Below are 16,148 nucleotides of genomic sequence, written 5' to 3'. Positions count from 1 at the left end.
ATCCTTTGTCGCTATATCGAATCTTCGTTCTGGACCACCTTTTGTCCATTGGTGGCTTTCAGCCTCAGCTATCGGCTTCCGTCGGCGCCGTTCCGGTATCGGGTTCGGAGCGATCCGTAAGACTGTGGCGGAGCGCATCGCCGGTTGCCGTCTCGAAGAGATGAAGGTTTGATCGATCGAGAACGACATCGACGGCCGTTCCGGCGCGAATTTCCGTATCCGGTGTGACGCTCATAAGCAGTTGGTCCGGGGCGGACGCAGGATCTTGGTCCATCGAATGTCCCGCCGTCTCCGAGAGCAGTAGGTAGACGAATATCTCATCGCCCATCGGCTCGATCACGTCGGTCTCCACGTTGATCCGGGCAGTTTGCTCGCTGATCGCGTCCGCCGTTTCCACGATGTGAACGTCCTCCGGGCGAACGCCCAGTGTGACTCCGTCGCCGACCCCGACTCCCGGAACCTGCTCCGGTTCGAGTTCAACATCGACGTTATCGGACTGGAATCCGGCTTCGGTCAGTTCGCCTTCGATGAAGTTCATCGACGGCGAGCCGATGAAGCCGGCGACGAACCGGTTCGCAGGCTGGTTGTAACACTCGAGCGGTGGGGCGAATTGCTGGAGGCGTCCCTCGTTGAGGACGGCGATCCGGTTCGACATCGTCATCGCCTCGGCCTGGTCGTGAGTAACGTAGATGATCGTCGTCCCCAGCTCGCGGTGGAGCCGCTGGAGTTCGGTTCGCATGTGAACGCGCAGTTTCGCGTCCAAATTCGCAAGGGGTTCGTCCATCAGGAAGACGTCCGGGTTGCGAACGATCGCGCGGGCGATCGCGACCCGCTGGCGCTGGCCGCCGGACATCTCGTCGGGCATTCGATCGAGCATGCCCTCGAGTTGGACGATATCCGCCGCCTGTTCGACGCGGCGGCTCACCTCCTCGTCGTCGTACTTCCGGAGGCGAAGCCCGAAGGAAATGTTTTCGAAGACGTTCATGTGGGGAAACAGCGCGATGTTCTGGAAGACCATCGCGACGCCGCGGTCCTTCGGTGCGAGCGTCGTCACGTCCTTCTCGCCGATGTACACTTGGCCTTCTGTCGGTTTCGTGAGTCCCGCGACGGTCTCCATCGTCGTCGACTTTCCACAACCCGAGGGCCCGACGAACGTGACGAATTCGCCGTCCTCGATCTCCATCGAGATATCGTCGACCGCGATGACCTCTTCGTAGCGCTTCGTGACGTGTTCGAGTTGAACTCGTGCCATAGTGGTAGTGTAGGTTCTGTCGATTACGGTTATTCCTTGAGCGCACCCGCAGTGAGTCCGCTAACGATTTTTTCCTGTGCGACGATCACGAGAATCGCAACCGGAATGACCCCGATGATGCTCGCCGCCGCCATCAAGTGATACATCACCTGATACTGGCCCTGATAACCGAGGATTCCCTCGAGAATCGGGGCCCAGTTCTCCGGCTGCCCGTCGGTCATCAGAAACGAGAAGAAGAACTCGTTGTAGACCGCGATGAAGGTCAACACGCCGGCGGTCGCCACGCCGGGGGCCGACAGCGGGATGATGACTCGGAACAGCGCGCCGAGTCTGGTCGTCCCTTCTACCCGTGCAGCGTCCTCCAAGCCGTCCGGAATCTGCGAGTAGAACGTCGTCAGGATGAAAATCGCCAGCGGCATGAAGATCGCCGATAGCGGCAACACCATCGCGCCGGGCGTGTTGTAGAGCGTGCCGTCGCTCGTAATCGGTTCGAGGACGAAGAACGACGTATTGAACAGGTCGTTCAACGGGATGAAGAACGCGGCTGGTGGGAAAAAGGAGATCACCAGCACGAGCAGCATCAACGGCACTCTGCCGGGGAACTCGAGGCGGCCGAAGGCGTAACCGGCGAGGCTCGCGATAACCAGGACGACGATGGTCGAGGCGGTCGCGATGACGAAACTGTTGAACATATACCGGTAAAACGGCAGCACCTGAAAGACCTCGACGAACGATCCGGGATTGAATCCGTTCGGGGTGAGGATAATATCCTGCTGTCGTCCTTCCGGCGTCAGCGCGACCATGAGCAGCCAGTAGAAGGGGAACAGCGTCGTAAACAGGAAGAATATCGTCGCGGTGTAAAACATCGCGCGGTAGGCGCGGCCGGGGTTCGAGATCGAGTTCGCGACCCAGCGTTGGAGGGGGCCGCGGTCGAGTTCGGCGTCCTCGCCGTCGATGAGCACGCTGTCCGACTGGCGATCGGTGGATTGGCCGCCGTCCGTCTTGGCGGGGCGGCGTTCGTTTTCGTCGGCGTGTTGGTGCTGGTACTCGTACCGGTAGCGTTGTCGTCGGTGGTCCGTGGGTGTGCTGTCGTCGGTCATCAGTAGAGCCCTCCATCGGTGTCGCGGAAGAAGAACACGTACACCGAGATGATCAGTCCGATCACGAGCGCGGTTGCGAACGCGACGGCGGCCGCCGTGGCGAAGATTCGCGTGCCGCCGAACATGGCTTCGACGACGAGGCAGGTGAGCGAGGGGACGGACGCACAGCCGGCAGTCGATTCGATCAGCCCGTAGACGCGCATGGCGTCCATCGTACGAAACAGCATGGCGACGAGGAGCGCGGGCAACACGAGTGGGAGTGTGATCATCTTGAATCGTTGCCACGGCGATGCGCCCGCGACGCGAGCGACGTCGTACAGGCTTCGATCGACGCTCTGTAACCCGGCCAGGATCAGCAGGGCCATGAACGCCGCGGATTTCCAGATGTCCGCCACGAGGATGATGATGAACGCGTCCCGGCTGTCGGCGAGCGGGTTCGGCCCGAAGATACCGAGCCACTGCATGAGGTCACTGCCGAAGCCGACCCCGGGCTGGAACAGCAGGTAGAAGATCATTCCCTGGATTACGATGGGGACTGCCCACGGGAGGATGATCGCGACGCGAACCCAGCGTCGGCCACGGAAGTCCTGGTCGAGCACGTAGGCCTGTCCGAAGCCGATAACCGTCTCGAAGAAGACGCTAAGGATCGCAAAGCCGAGCGTCACGAACAGTGCTTGTTGCAGGAACGGAACGCCGAGTTCGACGAACGGGAACGACGACGACAGCGAGATATCCACGAACTGTCGGGCAAGCCTGGCGTTGCCGGTGAGAATGTCGACGTAGTTGTCGATTCCGACGAAGTCACCAAGGGGGGCTGCACCGCGTGTTTCGTCCCGCCGGAGGGACATGATGAACGTTCGGATGAGCGGATAGAAGGCGATCAACGTGAGCAGGGCGAACGCGGGGAGCAAGAGGAGGTAGGCGTACGCCGCCTCGCTCAGGTTTTCCATCCAGTTGATCACGGGATTGCCGGTCCGTTTCTGGTCGGTCTCCTGGTCCGGGTGGCTTCCCAGACCGCCGTGACCGGGGTCACCGGTTTCAGTGCCGGTCCCAGCGCCTGCTTCTGGCTCACCCGCCATGTTGTGCTGCCACCTCCGATTCGCTCCGCTCGAGGCGAGAAGCTAACTCGTCCATCGCAGCGGTCGGCGCTTTTGCCCCGCGGTAGACTGCGTTCACCTCCTGAAAGATGAGCGCCGATTGCTCCGGCCACACGTCCGTGACCGGCCGGGGAACGGCGTTTTCCCCCGCCATCTGAATCTGTTCGACGTAGCGGGCAACGGGGCCGATTTCGTCGGGATTCGCATCCGCGACCAGGTCGATATTCGGCGGGATAAAGCCCTGCAGTTCGAAGATGGTGAGCATGACTTCGTCGTGTGTGAACGCTTCCAACACTTGCAGCGCTTGCTCCGTTTTGTCGGTGTAGGGGCTGAGAGCGAGATTCCAGCCGCCGAGTGCGGCGGCCGTTCCGCCGACGCCCTCGAGTTCAGCGTCGTCTTCGGAGACGGCGTATGGTTGTGTCGTGACGCCGAGGTTCTCCCCGAACGCGTCGTCTCCGCCGGTTTCCGCGATCGCGTAGGGCCAGTTTCGGTGAGCGACGGCGTCGCCGCTCGAGAAGGAGGCGAGCGATTCGTCCTCGGACCACTGGACGATAGCGGAGGGGCAGATCTGCGGGTAGCCCTCGAGTGCGTGTTCGTCCTCGTCGCCGTGGATGAACGTGCGCATCATTCGGAGGGCATCGATCACGGCGTCGTCGGTGACGGTGATCGGCCGGTCGCCCGCCGTAAACAGGGTTTCCGTGCCGCCGAAGTAGCCGCCGCCCCAGGTCGACATGACCTCGTTGAACGTACAACACGCGAGTCCCTCGTAGGCGGCCGCCTGGGTCGTAAAGCCGAAGTCGAGCCCGGATTCCGACTGGGCGTCAGCGACCGCTCCGGCGAACGTTTCCCACGTCGGCGGGTTGCTCGCCCAGTCGCTCGTATCGTGGCCGGCGTCTTCCATCAGATCCCGGCGGTACAGCATCATGCCGAAGTCCGGAAACAGCGGCAATCCGTGAATATCCCCGGTTTCCGGGTGGCGTGCCGTTTCGAGGATTTCATTCAGATAATTCTCCTCGACGCGATCGACGACATCGTCGGGGAACTCTTCCGTCAGATTCGTCGTCTGCTCGCGAAGGATGAAGGGAATCGTCCAACCGGTGTCCATCATGTGGATGTCCGGCGGGGCGCGCCCGGCCTGGAGCGTCGACTGGGCCTCCTGCATTCGTTGGACGGAGTCGCTGACGACCGTCTGGACTTCGACACTGATGTCCTCGTCGAGTCCTGCCTCCCAGAGGGCCTCCTGCACGTCTGGCTCGTCGCCCGGCGTGTGCAGAATGCCCTCGAAATCGGTCGCTCCGGTCATGACAACTGTGTTCGGCCCCGGTCCGCCACCGAGACAGCCTGCGATCGCCGTCGCTCCAAGCGCCGTCGCCGAGGCTGTGGCCACGAACGCGCGGCGAGAAAGCCGCTGCCGACGAGTGCGAGCCCGTTCGTCGCGCGGCGTGCTCGGCTGCGCGGGGTTCGGATTCGGGTCCGGGCTTGGATCCTGATCCACGGTATCTCGACCCATCCGACCTAATACAATACCGCTTGGTATCTTAGTGATTGGCTTGCATACGAGCCCTTACTCCAGAGAGTCACGTCCGCTAACTCGTATAATACGCTATTACGGGCACCGCTATCGATCGAAGTTAGCGGTTACCGGGAACACAAACGAACAGCCGTTTTGCGCCACACACGGGCTCCTGGGATCGGTGCCCTTCGTTGTCGTTACTCTCCGCTCCTCGCTTCGCTCTCCGTCTCGCCCCCCGTCGCACTCACTCCTCGATTGCCGGCGGCTCGTCACGACCGATGTGGATCTCGTGGCCCTCGATGTCCTCGAGTGCCGCGACGCGACCACCAACCGCGACTTCCTCACCGCTTTCGGTCTCGATCGTCAAACTCGCGACCTCCTCGCTGACCTCGAAGGAAACATCGAGAACTCGTCCGCGAACGATCCGCGTTCCGCCGACGTCCACATCACGACCCTCGATCGTCGCGTAGAACTCGCCGCCGTCCTCCATCAAGTCCTTCACGCAGCGCCGGATCGAGGCGTACTTGCGGGGGTAGGTCCGCTTCGATCCGTCCTCACCGAGCGTCCGCTCGGCGGTCGTCCAGAGAACGGTGCCGAAGAAGCCCGAAACGAGGAACCCGAGCGACGACCGGTTGAAGATGACGCCGTACCGGTCCTGGTCGTCACGCAGCGCATCCTGCGTCGCATACACCGAATAGTTACCGTCCGCGACGGCGATCACCGGCGTCGTGATCCCGCGTCGAGCCCGGGCCGTCGTCGCAATCTCCCGATAGTCGAACTCGTCCGGATCGGGTGCCTCGGTGGCCGGCGTGACGATCAGATCCACGCTGACACCAGCATCGATCGCCGCCCGGAGTTCGTCCTCGAACCGCGTCAACAGCCCTGGCGTGAGCGACAGCGAGAGTTCGTATTCCGCCGCGTCGATAACCTCCTCCAGGTATCGGAGGATGGTCGACCGCGACTTGACCAGCGAGACTGCCTCGGTGTCCCGAGCCGGCGCGGTGTAACGAGCCTCGAGTTCGTCGATCATCTGCTCGAGCGAACTCTGGACGTCGTCGAAAGCCTCACCGGGGTCGATCGCGACGACTTTCATCGGGCGGGATTCGCGGAGTTCCACGAGACCGCGGTCACTGAGGCTCCGGACAGTATCGTAGACACGGGGCTGGGGAATGTCGGTTCGATCGGCGATTTCACTCGCCGTCAGCTGGCCGTGTTCGAGGACGGTCAGGTAGGCGTCGATCTCGTACTCGCCGAGGTTGAACCGATCCCCGACGCGCTCGACCGTCGAGCGCAGTTCGTCTGATGCCATAGCACACCCTATGATCCCGATGGCTAAATGATTTATTATGTATCGAGTAGCATCTGTTTTCGAAATTAGGTTGTTCGGCCGGACATCCCGTTGTGGCCCGCGACCGATCCAGGCTCGGGCCGTACAGCGAGATTCGCATTCCCGGATACTGACCACTGAGTCGCCGCCGCTCGCGGGCGGACAGAACCCTTAACCACTCCCGCCATGAGTGTCATCTCATGCGTGAGGGTTGGCCGGGAGTTGCAAGTGAGCCGTTCGAGAGAGTCCAGGGCTACCTCCCCTTCGGTGCGACCGAACTCGTCACAGCGCTTCTCGTCCTCGTCATTGGGTGGTACCTCTCGAAGGTCGTCGTTCGACTTACCGGCCGGACGGTCGCTCGCCGTATCGATCGTCCGAGCGTCACCCGAACCGTCCTGCGCGGTGTTCGAGCGACTGTCCTGCTGCTGACACTGGGCGTCGCTGCCAGTATCCTCGACATCGGCAACACGAATATCCTCCTCTCAGTGACCGTCATCTCCGCCGTGGTTGCCGTCGTCATCGCGCCACTCGTCAGCAGTTTCATCACCGGTATCTTCGTTCTTGCAGACCGCCCCTACGAGATCGGCGACATGATCGAAATCGCCGATGTCGGCCACACCGGATTCGTCGAGGACATCACGATCCGCTATACGAAAATTTTCACGCTCGAAAATACGCTGCTGGTCATTCCGAACTCCGAAATCTACACCCGCGACGTGATCAACTACTCCGCCGAAGACGAACGTACTCGGATCGACGTCGAGTTCGAGATCACGTACGAGAGCGACGTCGAAGCCGCGCGCCGTCACGCCGAACGCGCCGCACGCAGCGTCGAGACGGTTATCGCCGGCGGCCCCGACATCCGTATCGGCAGCGCGCGGTACGCGGCTGCTCCCGTCTGTACGATCGAATCTTACGCCGACAACGGCATCCTGCTCCGACTCTCGTTCTGGGTCGAACAACCCTACAAACGAATGGTCGCCCGGTCGCGAGTTCAGTCAGCGGTCCGCGAGCGCTTCGCTGAACTCGATGTCGAGTTCGCCTATCCGCACCGTCATCACGTGTTTAACGAGCAAAGCGGGACTGCACGGATAGTTTTCGACGAGTCCGAGACGGCCGACGGGGACTCGAGTTCAGCCGCGCCGTCCCACGGTGAGTCGGTGGTGTCGGACGGAAACGAGGGATAAGTTCCGAGATCGTAGCGTCTCTGGACGGGCAGGCAGGCTACGCGCGGGCGCTCTCAATGGTGATCACTTCACAGTCGAGATGGGTCCGGAGATAGCGGTCGATATCCGGGTTATCCGTCAGCCGGCGGAAAAGTCGGCGGAACCGACTCGCCTGTTGACTGCCGACGACGACGACGTCTGCATCCTCCGCTGCCACCTCGTCGAGAATACTCTCCTCGACGAGAAATCCAGTTCGAACGACGTACCGGGTGTTTTCGACTGGCCCGATCGATCGCTCGACGGTGTTTTTCAGATCAATACGCGTCACTTTCTTCCCGTTCTGGTAGAGGTCCACGTGCAGAACTGTCAACGCCGCCTCGCGCTCGCGGGCGATATCGACCGCCCGTTCGAGCGTTCGTCGTGAGTGTTTCGTTAGCGGATACCGAACGGGAACCACGACAAGCGCCATTACAGCATCGAACGAGTTCCGAGCGGGTAAAGCTTTCAGTTAGCGCTACTCTCACGTGGGTGAGCGTCTCATCCCGGTTTTACTCGAGTCGGACAGAAGTCCTTTATCGGGTGCGTGACTACCGGTTCCCATGGCGCTGCGATCGATCACGACCGAGGACGCCGGCACCGTCTTCGTCTCGGAGACTGACGGCGACAGAGGATCGAAAGGGCCGTTTCTGGTCGTCTACGAAACGAACGACGCCGAGAGTCGGTACGGATGGTTCTGTACGAACTGCGAGCGCATCGATAACGCCATGGACTCGATGGGACGAATCAAGTGCAACCAGTGCGGGAACTTCCGGAAGCCGACCGAGTGGGACGCTGCCCACGAGTAACGCGAGTTCAGCGTCGCTGCTGCCGCACGTGCACTCTGTCTTCTCTCTCCTGTCTCTTTCGGTGACGGTATCTACGCGCTCGACCGGCGCTGGTATCACCGCTTCGTAATTGGGTATTACTGGATCGTGCTCCGATCAGTAGACAAACATTGTCAATAAAACACCGCGTTGAACTCCGGTTCGTATAGCAACGGTTGGCTTTCTATTCCAGACCAACATTTATGTCGGTGGGTACCGTAGGCTTCTATGAATGGGTCCTGTTAACATGCGACTCGTCGAGCAGGCCAGGTCGATCTTCGCAGAGCTCGGATACACCGTCGAAGGAACCGGCCCCGACTTTCGGGCCGAGCGCGCGTGGAAAGTCGTCCACGTAAACACAGTCCTCGAGAACGCAGAGCTTCCGCGTTCGTCATCGTCGTCGGGGCAGTTTCACTGTTTCGTCGCCCAGCCAGAGGACGCCGACGACCTCGAAGCTGAACTCCGCCGGACGAACCCCAGCTACGAGTGGGCGATCATCGTCGTCGACGGCGACGACTATCAGGTCGAACGTGCGCCGCCAGGGCCACGCGTCTCGGCGTAACCCAGCGGTGACCCAGCGGGTTTGACCGCCCGAACGCCACCCGAATCGCCCGCGACTGACTCCCAAGCCCTAACCGGGATCACTTTCCCCGTTTTTCATGCTACTCCGAGAGCGCCCGCCGTGTCGCCGTCACTCCAGCGCCCGGATCGACCGTCGCCCCGAGTGACTCGAGCACGTCACCGAGAGCCGTCACGACATAAATCACGTTCTTCGGGCGTGCGGAGTAGCCCATACAGCCGATACGGAAAATATCTCCGTCGAGATCGCCGAGGCCGCTCGCGATTTCGAGATCGTAGCGCTCGAGCAGTTCCGCACAGACTTCGCCGTCATCGACGCCGTCGGGAACGCGGACCGCATTGAGACTCGGCAACCAGAACTCGTCGGGTGCGTTCATCTCGAGGCCCATCCCTTCCACGCCGGCCTTCAACGCACCGGCGAGGCGTTCGTGGCGCGCCCAGCGTTCCTCGATACCCTCCTCGGCGACGAGTCGAAGCGCCTCCCGAATCGCGTAGACGTTCGTGATCGGTGCGGTGTGATGGTAGGCGCGTTCTTCGCCCCAGTAGCCTTCGAGTAAGGAGAGATCGAGGTACCACGACCGGGGGTCCTCCTCGCGTGCGAGGACCTTTTCCATGGCCGCGTCCGAGAGGGTGAGCGGACTCGCACCCGGCGGGCAGGAGAGACACTTCTGCGGGCCGGCGTAGGCGACGTCGATGTCCCACTCGTCGACGCGGAGTTCGACCCCACCGATGGAGGTGACGGTATCGGCGATCACCAGCGCGTCGTGGTCGTGCGCCGCGGCGGTGAGTTCCGGAACGTCGGGCTGGCGAACGCCCGTGCTCGTCTCGGCGTGGACGAAACCGAAAACGTCGGGATCGTGCGCGGCGAGCGCGTCGGCGACATCGGCGAAATCGAGCGGTTCGCCCCACGGGGCGTCGACCTCGACTACCTCGCCGCCCGCGCGGCGCGCCATCGAGGCCATGCGACCGCCGAAATAGCCGTTCGTCGGAACCAACATCGTGTCGCCGGGCTCGACGACGTTCCCGATCGCGGCTTCCATCGCCGCCGATCCCGTCCCCGAAACCGGAATCGTCCACTCGTTGTCCGTCCGAAACGTATACCGAAGCAACTCCTGCACGTCGTCCATAATCTCGACGAACGACGGATCGAGATGGCCGACGAGCGGCGTACTCATCGCCCGCCGTACGCGCGGGTGCACGTCGCTCGGTCCCGGCCCCATCAGCGTTCGATCCGGTGGTGTGAGTTCGCCGACGGCTGGCGCTCGATCCGTCTCGATCGACGGTTCCTGTGCCATGGGTGTGTGCTCAAGTGCCACTCGCAAAGACTTACCGGCAGCGGCGACGCTCAGTGGCTATCACGCCCACCGTGCGAGTTGCTTAAGAGGAGTCGTCGCGTACCCGATACGTCGTGTTCGTCGGTCACGCCCTGCTCGCATTCGCCGTTGCCGGACTCATCGCCGACTGGCGTGGCTGGCCGCGCCAGCACGCACTCTTCGTCGCCGTCATCGCCGGCGCGTTCGGCGCGTTGCCGGATATCGATATCCTGTACGCCCTGACCGGCCTCGGCCACTGGCTGCTCGCCGACAATGCTCCCAGTGCGCCGACCGCGTTCTGGAACGCGAGCCGAACCGTTCACCGATCCGTGACCCACTCGCTCCTCGTCGGTGCAGTCGCTGCCCCCGCGTTCGGACTCGCCGCGTTCGCGATGCGAACGCGAGAGTCGGATCGCCCCCGCCGACCGATCGGTAGCGCGCTCACCGCACTCGCCGCACTCGCCTCACTCTCGCTCTTCGGCCTCCTCGTCCTGGCGGCACTCCTCCGTTCCGGCCCGCTCGCCGCCTTCGTTATGAGCCTCTTTCTCGGGACCGGCGCACTCCTCTCCCTCGCCAGTGTCCGCGCATCGACACTCGCCTCCGCACTCGTAGACACCCCCGCACCGAACTCTTCACTCCCCGCGATCTCTCCCTCGACGCTTACGCTCGCCGCTCTCTGGGGACTCTGGTCTCACCCCTGGGGCGACCTCGTCACCGGTTCGCCACCCGACTGGTTCTTTCCCGCCGACTCGACCCTCCTCACGTCCCGAGTCGTCCTTCACTCCGACCCGACGCTTCACCTCCTCGCCGCGTTCGCGATCGAACTCGGCGCCATCTGGTTGGCGGCAATCACCTTCTGTCGCCTCACCGACCGCAGCGCGTTCGCAGCGATCGATCCCCGGGCTGGCCTCGCCGCGGGATACGGACTCGCTGCAGTCGTGACGACACCGCCGACGCTCGACGTGTCCTATCACTTCGTCTTCTCGATCCTCAGCGTCGGCCTCCTCTCCGGCATCACGCTTGGCTCACCGATCTCGGTGGCCCGCCATCCGCGGTTGCAACCAGCTCTCCCATCGCTTCCACGAACGGAGTCGCTGCTTGCAACCGCACTCACGGGACTCACCGCCATCACGAGCGCACTCCTCGCATACCTGGTCGTCTATCTCTCTCTACTCGGTTCCGTCTAAGTATCGCTGTGGCGCACGAACAGTGCCGTTTACGCACGTTTTTGTACGCCCGACCGCTACAGCCGTTCGTGTCTCGATCGACACTCGATACGTTGATCGCCGACGGGCGAACCAACGCGATCGCCTCGTGGCTACTCGTCATCGCCATCGCCGGTATCGGACTCAGCGAGTTGCTCCTCGGCGAGGTTCTCTGGACGACGTTCGCAGCGACACTCCTCGTGTTGGCGCTCCTGCCGTCGATCGCATTTCGCTCTCCGCTCGTGATGCTCCCCTGGGAGGTCCTGTTGCTCGCAGCCCTCCCGATCCTCGGCATGGCACTCGACGCCGCCGGGCTAACGGGCCACTTCGCATCTTACCTCTCCGTCGCGGCCATCGCACTCGTCCTCGCAGTCGAACTCCAGATGTTCACCACCGTCCGCATGACGCCCGGTTTCGCCGTCATCTTCGTCGTCGTCTCGACCCTCTCCGCGGCCGCCCTGTGGGCCCTCCTTCGATGGAGTATCGGCGGCCTCCTCGATACTCCCTTTACTGGCACTCACGACGAAATCATGTGGGAGTTCGTCTACTCCGCCGTCGCCGGTCTCGGGAGCGGTATCGTCTTCGAGATCTACTTCAGACGGTTCGGCCGCATCGACCAGACCTACTCCGCCACACCAGTGTCAGCACCACCGCCCTCACAATCAGACACCGACCATTCACGTGTCCCTTCTCGACGCGACGACGGCGCGAGGACACCGCCACCGGAGACCGAATCAGAACTCGAATCAGACCGGCAGTCGGATTCCGCGCCCGACCCAGCTGCTCCAGACCCGGAACTAAACACAGATCCAGACTCAGATCCAGATATAGACCCGGACTCAGACTCGAACCAAGACGAAACGAAAGACCACCACGACCATGTTTGAACTCGACTCCCTCCGTCTATCCTCGCGCCGCCAGCGCCAACTCACGCGCCTCATGGAACTCGGCCTGGTCGGAATGCTGGTTATCGGCCTCAAGCGACCCAACGGTGGTATCGTTATCAACACCGGCGTTGCTCTCGTCGTCACGCAGCTCCCATCCCTTCTCGAACGCGACTACGGCATTCCGATGGACCCCCGACTCACGCTCTGGCTCACCAGCGCAGTGTTCCTCCACGCCCTCGGTTCCGTCGGACTCCCAGGGACGACTACGACGTTTTACAGCCAAGTCTGGTGGTGGGATCACGTCACCCACGCGCTGTCGTCCTCGCTCGTTGCCGGCGTCGGCTATGCAACGGTCCGTGCACTCGACGAACACTCGTCAGGAATTCACTTTCCCCCACGGTTCGTCGCCATCTTCATCCTGCTTTTCGTCCTCGCGTTCGGCGTCCTCTGGGAGGTCCTCGAGTTCGCGATCGCGCTCACGGCAGATGCCCTCGGTATGAACGCCGTTCTCACCCAGTACGGTCTCGACGACACGATGCTGGATCTCATCTTCAACTCCATCGGTGCGATCATCGTCGCACTGTGGGGCGGGGCGTACCTCTCGGACGTGACGGGAGCGATTCGGGATCGTCTCGACAGCCGATAATCCACGATTCGGCGGTATGCCGGCCGGTATTTATCCACTCGCTCACCTACTTCCCTCCTCATTCACACCCACTTGCTCACTCACTCACTCGCCTACTCACTCGCTCGAATCGCTGCTCTCACCACCTCGTTCTCACGCCGGCACTAGCTTTACAGGTACCGACGGTGTAGCACGGGCAGCCATGGTCTTCAAGAAGATCACGCTCATCGGAACGAGTACCGAGGACTTCGATACCGCCGCCGACAACGCAATCGACCGCGCCGAGGAAACCCTCCAGAACGTCCAATGGATCGAAGTCGACGAACTCGGCGTCGAAGTTGCCACCGCAGACAACCGCGAGTACCAGGCCGAAGTCACCGTCGCGTTTGAACTCGAAGAGTGACACCGTTCTGAGCGGGCGACTCAGTAACTACTGGCAACGACAGGAAAACGAGCCGCAACCACAGCACATCTCGGACAGTTTTTACGGCCGATTTCTCGACCTCTCGAACTAGCAGCCGTCTGAACTCGATTTCTGCTCCGCCCCTCAACAGCACCGGAGCACCGAGCAATGATCACCGAGCGGGCTTACGTCCGGAACGACTCACCACAGCCACACTCACTGACGACGTTCGGATTCTCCACGTGGAAACCTTCCGCCTGGAGCCCGCTCTCGTAATCGAGCACACTCCCCTCGATATAGTTCATACTCGCCGGATCAACGAACACACGCAGATCGTGATGCTCGTAGATCGTGTCGTCTTCGTCCGGCGCATCGTCGAATCGCATTCCATACGAGAGTCCCGCACAGCCGCCCTGTTGGACGAACAGTCGAAGTCCCCCCTCTCCAGCATCCATCCCCTCGCCTTCAAGCAGCGAAAGCGCCTGCGTCGCTGCCTCTTCCGTGACCTCGATCTCCGGCTGCGTCGTTTGCTGTCCACCGTCCGCGCTGTCCGTGCTCATACACACTCATTCCCGGGCAACGATGTTAACCTTGACGCCCTCGGAACTCGCTCTTGCTCGCCTCAGTGAGTCCACCCACCATCCCGTTCGAACCGATCTCTGACTGCTCGATACTGCGTTCCGAACTCGAGACGGTCGTTCCTGGAGAGTTCGATTCCGTGTTCGGCCAGCAACACGAGCATCTGCTCGACATCACACTCGTACCACATCGCGAGAAGCCGAACGTTTCGCTGTGCATAATCGTAGTTGCGCTCGAGAACTCGCTCATCGGTAGGGTCGACCTCACGCGGTTGCATTGGTATCTATGATGGAGTTCGAGGCGTAGCTACGTAAAACCAGGCTGCGGAGTAGCCAGGTCATTCAAGTTCTGTAGGCACCGATTACGCCTCGCGTTACTCCGAACCGGTCGGCTCCGTCTCGGCTTCAGCCCTCTCGATGCGCGTTCGCACACTCGCGGTGTGTGCCTCGAGACCCTCCGCATCGGCCAACGTTGTGATCGTCTCATCTAGGTCGGACAGTCCCGAAGCCGAAAGCCGCTGCACCGTCGTCGATCGAAGGAACGTCTCGACCGACAGCCCACCTGCGACGTGTGCACCACCGTTCGTCGGAAGAACGTGATTCGTACCACTGGCGTAATCGCCGGCCGCAACGGGCGTTTCGGGCCCCAAGAAAACGCTGCCGGCACTGTCGACGCGCGCGAGCACCTCTTCGTCATCCGCTGCAAGAATCGAGAGGTGCTCCGGTGCATACTCCTCTGCGAACAGGATCGCTTCGCTCATCGAGCGCGCGCGAAGGATGCCACTCGCCTCGTTCGCAAGCGCCTCGCGAATCACATCTTCGCGCTCGCGAGCGCTGGCCTGCGCGTCGACGGCCGCGGCAATTGCCTCCCCCGTCTCCTCGTCATCGGTGACGGCAACGACCGACGCGTTCGGGTCGTGTTCGGCTTGGGCTACCAATTCGGCCGCGACGAGCTCAGGATCGGCAGTCTCGTCCGCGATGACGACGACCTCGCTCGGTCCCGCCAGAAAATCGATCTCGACATCGCCACGGACCTCGGCCTTGGCCGCTGTGACCCACTTATTCCCCGGGCCAACGATCTTCTGTACGCGCGTGATCGTCTCCGTCCCATACGCCAGCGCGGCGATCGCCTGTGCGCCACCCACACTGTAGACCGCATCCGCACCCGCAGCGTGGATCGCTCCCAGCGTCGCCGGATTTAATTCGTCCGCCGGTGGCGTCACTACCGTTACGTGCTCGACGCCCGCGACGACGGCCGGGACGACGCCCATGATCGCGCTCGACGGATACGCCGCTTCCCCGCCGGGCACGTAGACGCCAACGCGTTCGATCGGTCGAAATCGGCGACCGAGCTCTCGTCCCTCGCCGAACTCTCGTCGCCAATCCTCCGGCACCTGCGCCTCGTGAAACTCCCTGACGTTCGCCGCCGCCGCCTCGATTGCCTCACGGAGCTTCGCATCGAGCCCCTCGTACGCGCGCTCACACTCGTCCGTGATCTCGAGATTCCCGACTTCGACATCGTCGAACTCACTTGTGAACTCGCGAACGGCGACGTCTCCTTCCTCGTGAACGCGATCGACGATCTCTCGAACATCTCCCCTGACCGCCTCGATGCCGGCGTCCCGATCGAAGAACGCAACCCGATCATCCGGCCCGAGGTCGGCGATTTCGCGCACGTCGATTGTCATATCACTGGGTTAGGGCGGCAGTCGAAAAACGGTTTCCTTCCCGCGTTAGCCGCGTTGTCCCGGTCCTGACTCGCTATCTGACTCTTCGATTTTCCAGACCCCTACCGCATCGAGTGTCGCGCGCACGAATAGATACACCAACAGTCCAAACCCTACAATCGCGACTGGCGCCTGAAGCACATCTGCAACGCCACGGCCGAACGCCAGCTGGCTGAACCCGCGCACGAAAAAACTCAGAATAACAAGTCCGAATGCAATCACCGAGCGTTTGACAAACCCCGATCGATCCATATCCGTCGCTACGACTGCGGTCGGTAAATCGTATCGGTCACGTTCTACATGTTCTCGTTCGTCGCTTTCTGAACGGGCCCTATTGGATAGAGAAGTCCTCTCTCTGTTGTTTCCCTCCGTTGATCACCTTGGTGTGACTTTCTTGCTTACGAGACACACCAACACGGACCAGGCTGCCTCCGAGACGACGGCCTTATATATGTACCCTCGCCTCGTCTTTAATGCGAACGACGTGGCCCACGCCGCCACGTCCCCTCCGGC

Annotated in this window: 18 protein-coding genes; 7 read left to right on the top strand and 11 right to left on the bottom strand. The window is 61.9% G+C overall.

Features of this window, described 5'->3' with window-relative positions; all coding sequences use genetic code 11:
* Window positions 1-64: 64 nt before the first annotated feature.
* The 5 genes from C481_RS10060 to trmB all read right to left on the bottom strand — a co-directional run bounded on the left by C481_RS10060 (window position 65) and on the right by trmB (window position 6,271).
* On the bottom strand, window positions 65-1,252 hold the full coding sequence (locus C481_RS10060) for an ABC transporter ATP-binding protein (RefSeq protein WP_006109090.1): 1,188 nt from the start codon (window positions 1,250-1,252) through the stop codon (window positions 65-67).
* 29 nt (window positions 1,253-1,281) lie between these two features.
* Complete coding sequence (locus C481_RS10055) at window positions 1,282-2,352, bottom strand: carbohydrate ABC transporter permease (RefSeq protein ID WP_006109089.1); 1,071 nt, start codon at window positions 2,350-2,352, stop codon at window positions 1,282-1,284.
* Complete coding sequence (locus C481_RS10050) at window positions 2,352-3,431, bottom strand: carbohydrate ABC transporter permease (RefSeq protein ID WP_006109088.1); 1,080 nt, start codon at window positions 3,429-3,431, stop codon at window positions 2,352-2,354. The genes C481_RS10055 and C481_RS10050 overlap by 1 nt, the downstream gene beginning before the upstream one ends.
* Window positions 3,421-4,959, bottom strand: coding sequence for an extracellular solute-binding protein (locus C481_RS10045; RefSeq protein WP_049904580.1), 1,539 nt, complete (start codon window positions 4,957-4,959; stop codon window positions 3,421-3,423). The genes C481_RS10050 and C481_RS10045 overlap by 11 nt, the downstream gene beginning before the upstream one ends.
* 247 nt (window positions 4,960-5,206) lie before the next feature.
* Window positions 5,207-6,271: an HTH-type sugar sensing transcriptional regulator TrmB gene (gene trmB, locus C481_RS10040; RefSeq protein WP_006109086.1), complete on the bottom strand. Its 1,065-nt coding sequence runs from the start codon at window positions 6,269-6,271 to the stop codon at window positions 5,207-5,209.
* 218 nt (window positions 6,272-6,489) lie between these two features.
* Here trmB and C481_RS10035 point away from each other — a divergent pair, with 218 nt between their 5' ends.
* A complete protein-coding gene (locus tag C481_RS10035) occupies window positions 6,490-7,476 on the top strand; it encodes a mechanosensitive ion channel family protein (RefSeq protein WP_006109085.1) in 987 nt (328 codons plus the stop codon).
* A gap of 37 nt (window positions 7,477-7,513) precedes the next feature.
* Here the strand turns inward: C481_RS10035 and C481_RS10030 are convergent, their stop codons facing one another.
* Entirely contained in the window at window positions 7,514-7,924 is a 411-nt protein-coding gene (locus C481_RS10030; protein ID WP_006109084.1) for a universal stress protein, read from the bottom strand.
* A 130-nt stretch (window positions 7,925-8,054) separates the two neighbouring features.
* Here C481_RS10030 and C481_RS10025 point away from each other — a divergent pair, with 130 nt between their 5' ends.
* A complete protein-coding gene (locus C481_RS10025) occupies window positions 8,055-8,300 on the top strand; it encodes a DUF5816 domain-containing protein (protein ID WP_006109083.1) in 246 nt (81 codons plus the stop codon).
* Window positions 8,301-8,565: 265 nt separating this feature from the next.
* The gene (locus C481_RS10020) at window positions 8,566-8,880 is read left to right on the top strand and encodes a DUF7116 family protein (protein ID WP_006109082.1); all 315 of its coding nucleotides are present in this window, start codon (window positions 8,566-8,568) and stop codon (window positions 8,878-8,880) included.
* Window positions 8,881-8,980: 100 nt separating this feature from the next.
* On the opposite strand, the gene C481_RS10015 is transcribed toward C481_RS10020, so the two are convergent.
* Window positions 8,981-10,192, bottom strand: coding sequence for a pyridoxal-phosphate-dependent aminotransferase family protein (locus C481_RS10015; RefSeq protein WP_006109080.1), 1,212 nt, complete (start codon window positions 10,190-10,192; stop codon window positions 8,981-8,983).
* Window positions 10,193-10,305: 113 nt separating this feature from the next.
* Here C481_RS10015 and C481_RS10010 point away from each other — a divergent pair, with 113 nt between their 5' ends.
* The 4 genes from C481_RS10010 to C481_RS09995 all read left to right on the top strand — a co-directional run bounded on the left by C481_RS10010 (window position 10,306) and on the right by C481_RS09995 (window position 13,330).
* Window positions 10,306-11,397 (top strand): metal-dependent hydrolase, encoded by a 1,092-nt coding sequence (locus C481_RS10010; protein WP_006109079.1) that lies wholly within the window; start codon window positions 10,306-10,308, stop codon window positions 11,395-11,397.
* A gap of 68 nt (window positions 11,398-11,465) precedes the next feature.
* Window positions 11,466-12,302, top strand: coding sequence for a hypothetical protein (locus tag C481_RS10005; protein ID WP_006109078.1), 837 nt, complete (start codon window positions 11,466-11,468; stop codon window positions 12,300-12,302).
* On the top strand, window positions 12,295-12,948 hold the full coding sequence (locus C481_RS10000; protein ID WP_006109077.1) for a hypothetical protein: 654 nt from the start codon (window positions 12,295-12,297) through the stop codon (window positions 12,946-12,948). Before C481_RS10005 ends, C481_RS10000 begins: the two co-directional genes overlap by 8 nt.
* A gap of 181 nt (window positions 12,949-13,129) precedes the next feature.
* Window positions 13,130-13,330, top strand: a complete 201-nt coding sequence (locus C481_RS09995; protein ID WP_006109076.1) for a dodecin — start codon at window positions 13,130-13,132, stop codon at window positions 13,328-13,330.
* Between the two features lie 185 nt (window positions 13,331-13,515).
* On the opposite strand, the gene C481_RS09990 is transcribed toward C481_RS09995, so the two are convergent.
* The 4 genes from C481_RS09990 to C481_RS09975 all read right to left on the bottom strand — a co-directional run bounded on the left by C481_RS09990 (window position 13,516) and on the right by C481_RS09975 (window position 15,887).
* Window positions 13,516-13,890, bottom strand: a complete 375-nt coding sequence (locus tag C481_RS09990) for a HesB/IscA family protein (RefSeq protein ID WP_006109075.1) — start codon at window positions 13,888-13,890, stop codon at window positions 13,516-13,518.
* A gap of 62 nt (window positions 13,891-13,952) precedes the next feature.
* Window positions 13,953-14,186 (bottom strand): hypothetical protein, encoded by a 234-nt coding sequence (locus C481_RS09985; protein ID WP_006109074.1) that lies wholly within the window; start codon window positions 14,184-14,186, stop codon window positions 13,953-13,955.
* 96 nt (window positions 14,187-14,282) lie between these two features.
* Window positions 14,283-15,596 carry a histidinol dehydrogenase gene (gene hisD, locus C481_RS09980; protein WP_006109073.1) on the bottom strand — a complete coding sequence of 438 codons (1,314 nt, stop codon included), beginning with the start codon at window positions 15,594-15,596 and terminating at the stop codon, window positions 14,283-14,285.
* A 45-nt stretch (window positions 15,597-15,641) separates the two neighbouring features.
* Window positions 15,642-15,887 carry a hypothetical protein gene (locus C481_RS09975; protein ID WP_006109072.1) on the bottom strand — a complete coding sequence of 82 codons (246 nt, stop codon included), beginning with the start codon at window positions 15,885-15,887 and terminating at the stop codon, window positions 15,642-15,644.
* Window positions 15,888-16,148 lie beyond the last annotated feature (261 nt).

Source organism: Natrialba asiatica DSM 12278, from assembly GCF_000337555.1.
GTDB lineage: Archaea > Halobacteriota > Halobacteria > Halobacteriales > Natrialbaceae > Natrialba > Natrialba asiatica.
This window is presented reverse-complemented; position numbering and strand designations above follow the sequence as displayed.

What these genes read in the sequence shown, in the direction of transcription:
- C481_RS09995 (WP_006109076.1), top strand. Translation starts at nt 13,130, where the DNA reads ATGGTCTTCAAGAAGATCACGCTCATCGGAACGAGTACCGAGGACTTC.
- C481_RS09985 (WP_006109074.1), bottom strand. Translation starts at nt 14,186, where the DNA reads ATGCAACCGCGTGAGGTCGACCCTACCGATGAGCGAGTTCTCGAGCGC.
- C481_RS09990 (WP_006109075.1), bottom strand. Translation starts at nt 13,890, where the DNA reads ATGAGCACGGACAGCGCGGACGGTGGACAGCAAACGACGCAGCCGGAG.
- C481_RS10060 (WP_006109090.1), bottom strand. Translation starts at nt 1,252, where the DNA reads ATGGCACGAGTTCAACTCGAACACGTCACGAAGCGCTACGAAGAGGTC.
- C481_RS10025 (WP_006109083.1), top strand. Translation starts at nt 8,055, where the DNA reads ATGGCGCTGCGATCGATCACGACCGAGGACGCCGGCACCGTCTTCGTC.
- C481_RS09975 (WP_006109072.1), bottom strand. Translation starts at nt 15,887, where the DNA reads ATGGATCGATCGGGGTTTGTCAAACGCTCGGTGATTGCATTCGGACTT.
- C481_RS10000 (WP_006109077.1), top strand. Translation starts at nt 12,295, where the DNA reads ATGTTTGAACTCGACTCCCTCCGTCTATCCTCGCGCCGCCAGCGCCAA.
- C481_RS10050 (WP_006109088.1), bottom strand. Translation starts at nt 3,431, where the DNA reads ATGGCGGGTGAGCCAGAAGCAGGCGCTGGGACCGGCACTGAAACCGGT.
- C481_RS10045 (WP_049904580.1), bottom strand. Translation starts at nt 4,959, where the DNA reads ATGGGTCGAGATACCGTGGATCAGGATCCAAGCCCGGACCCGAATCCG.
- C481_RS10035 (WP_006109085.1), top strand. Translation starts at nt 6,490, where the DNA reads ATGCGTGAGGGTTGGCCGGGAGTTGCAAGTGAGCCGTTCGAGAGAGTC.
- C481_RS10030 (WP_006109084.1), bottom strand. Translation starts at nt 7,924, where the DNA reads ATGGCGCTTGTCGTGGTTCCCGTTCGGTATCCGCTAACGAAACACTCA.
- C481_RS10055 (WP_006109089.1), bottom strand. Translation starts at nt 2,352, where the DNA reads ATGACCGACGACAGCACACCCACGGACCACCGACGACAACGCTACCGG.
- hisD (WP_006109073.1), bottom strand. Translation starts at nt 15,596, where the DNA reads ATGACAATCGACGTGCGCGAAATCGCCGACCTCGGGCCGGATGATCGG.
- C481_RS10015 (WP_006109080.1), bottom strand. Translation starts at nt 10,192, where the DNA reads ATGGCACAGGAACCGTCGATCGAGACGGATCGAGCGCCAGCCGTCGGC.
- trmB (WP_006109086.1), bottom strand. Translation starts at nt 6,271, where the DNA reads ATGGCATCAGACGAACTGCGCTCGACGGTCGAGCGCGTCGGGGATCGG.
- C481_RS10020 (WP_006109082.1), top strand. Translation starts at nt 8,566, where the DNA reads ATGCGACTCGTCGAGCAGGCCAGGTCGATCTTCGCAGAGCTCGGATAC.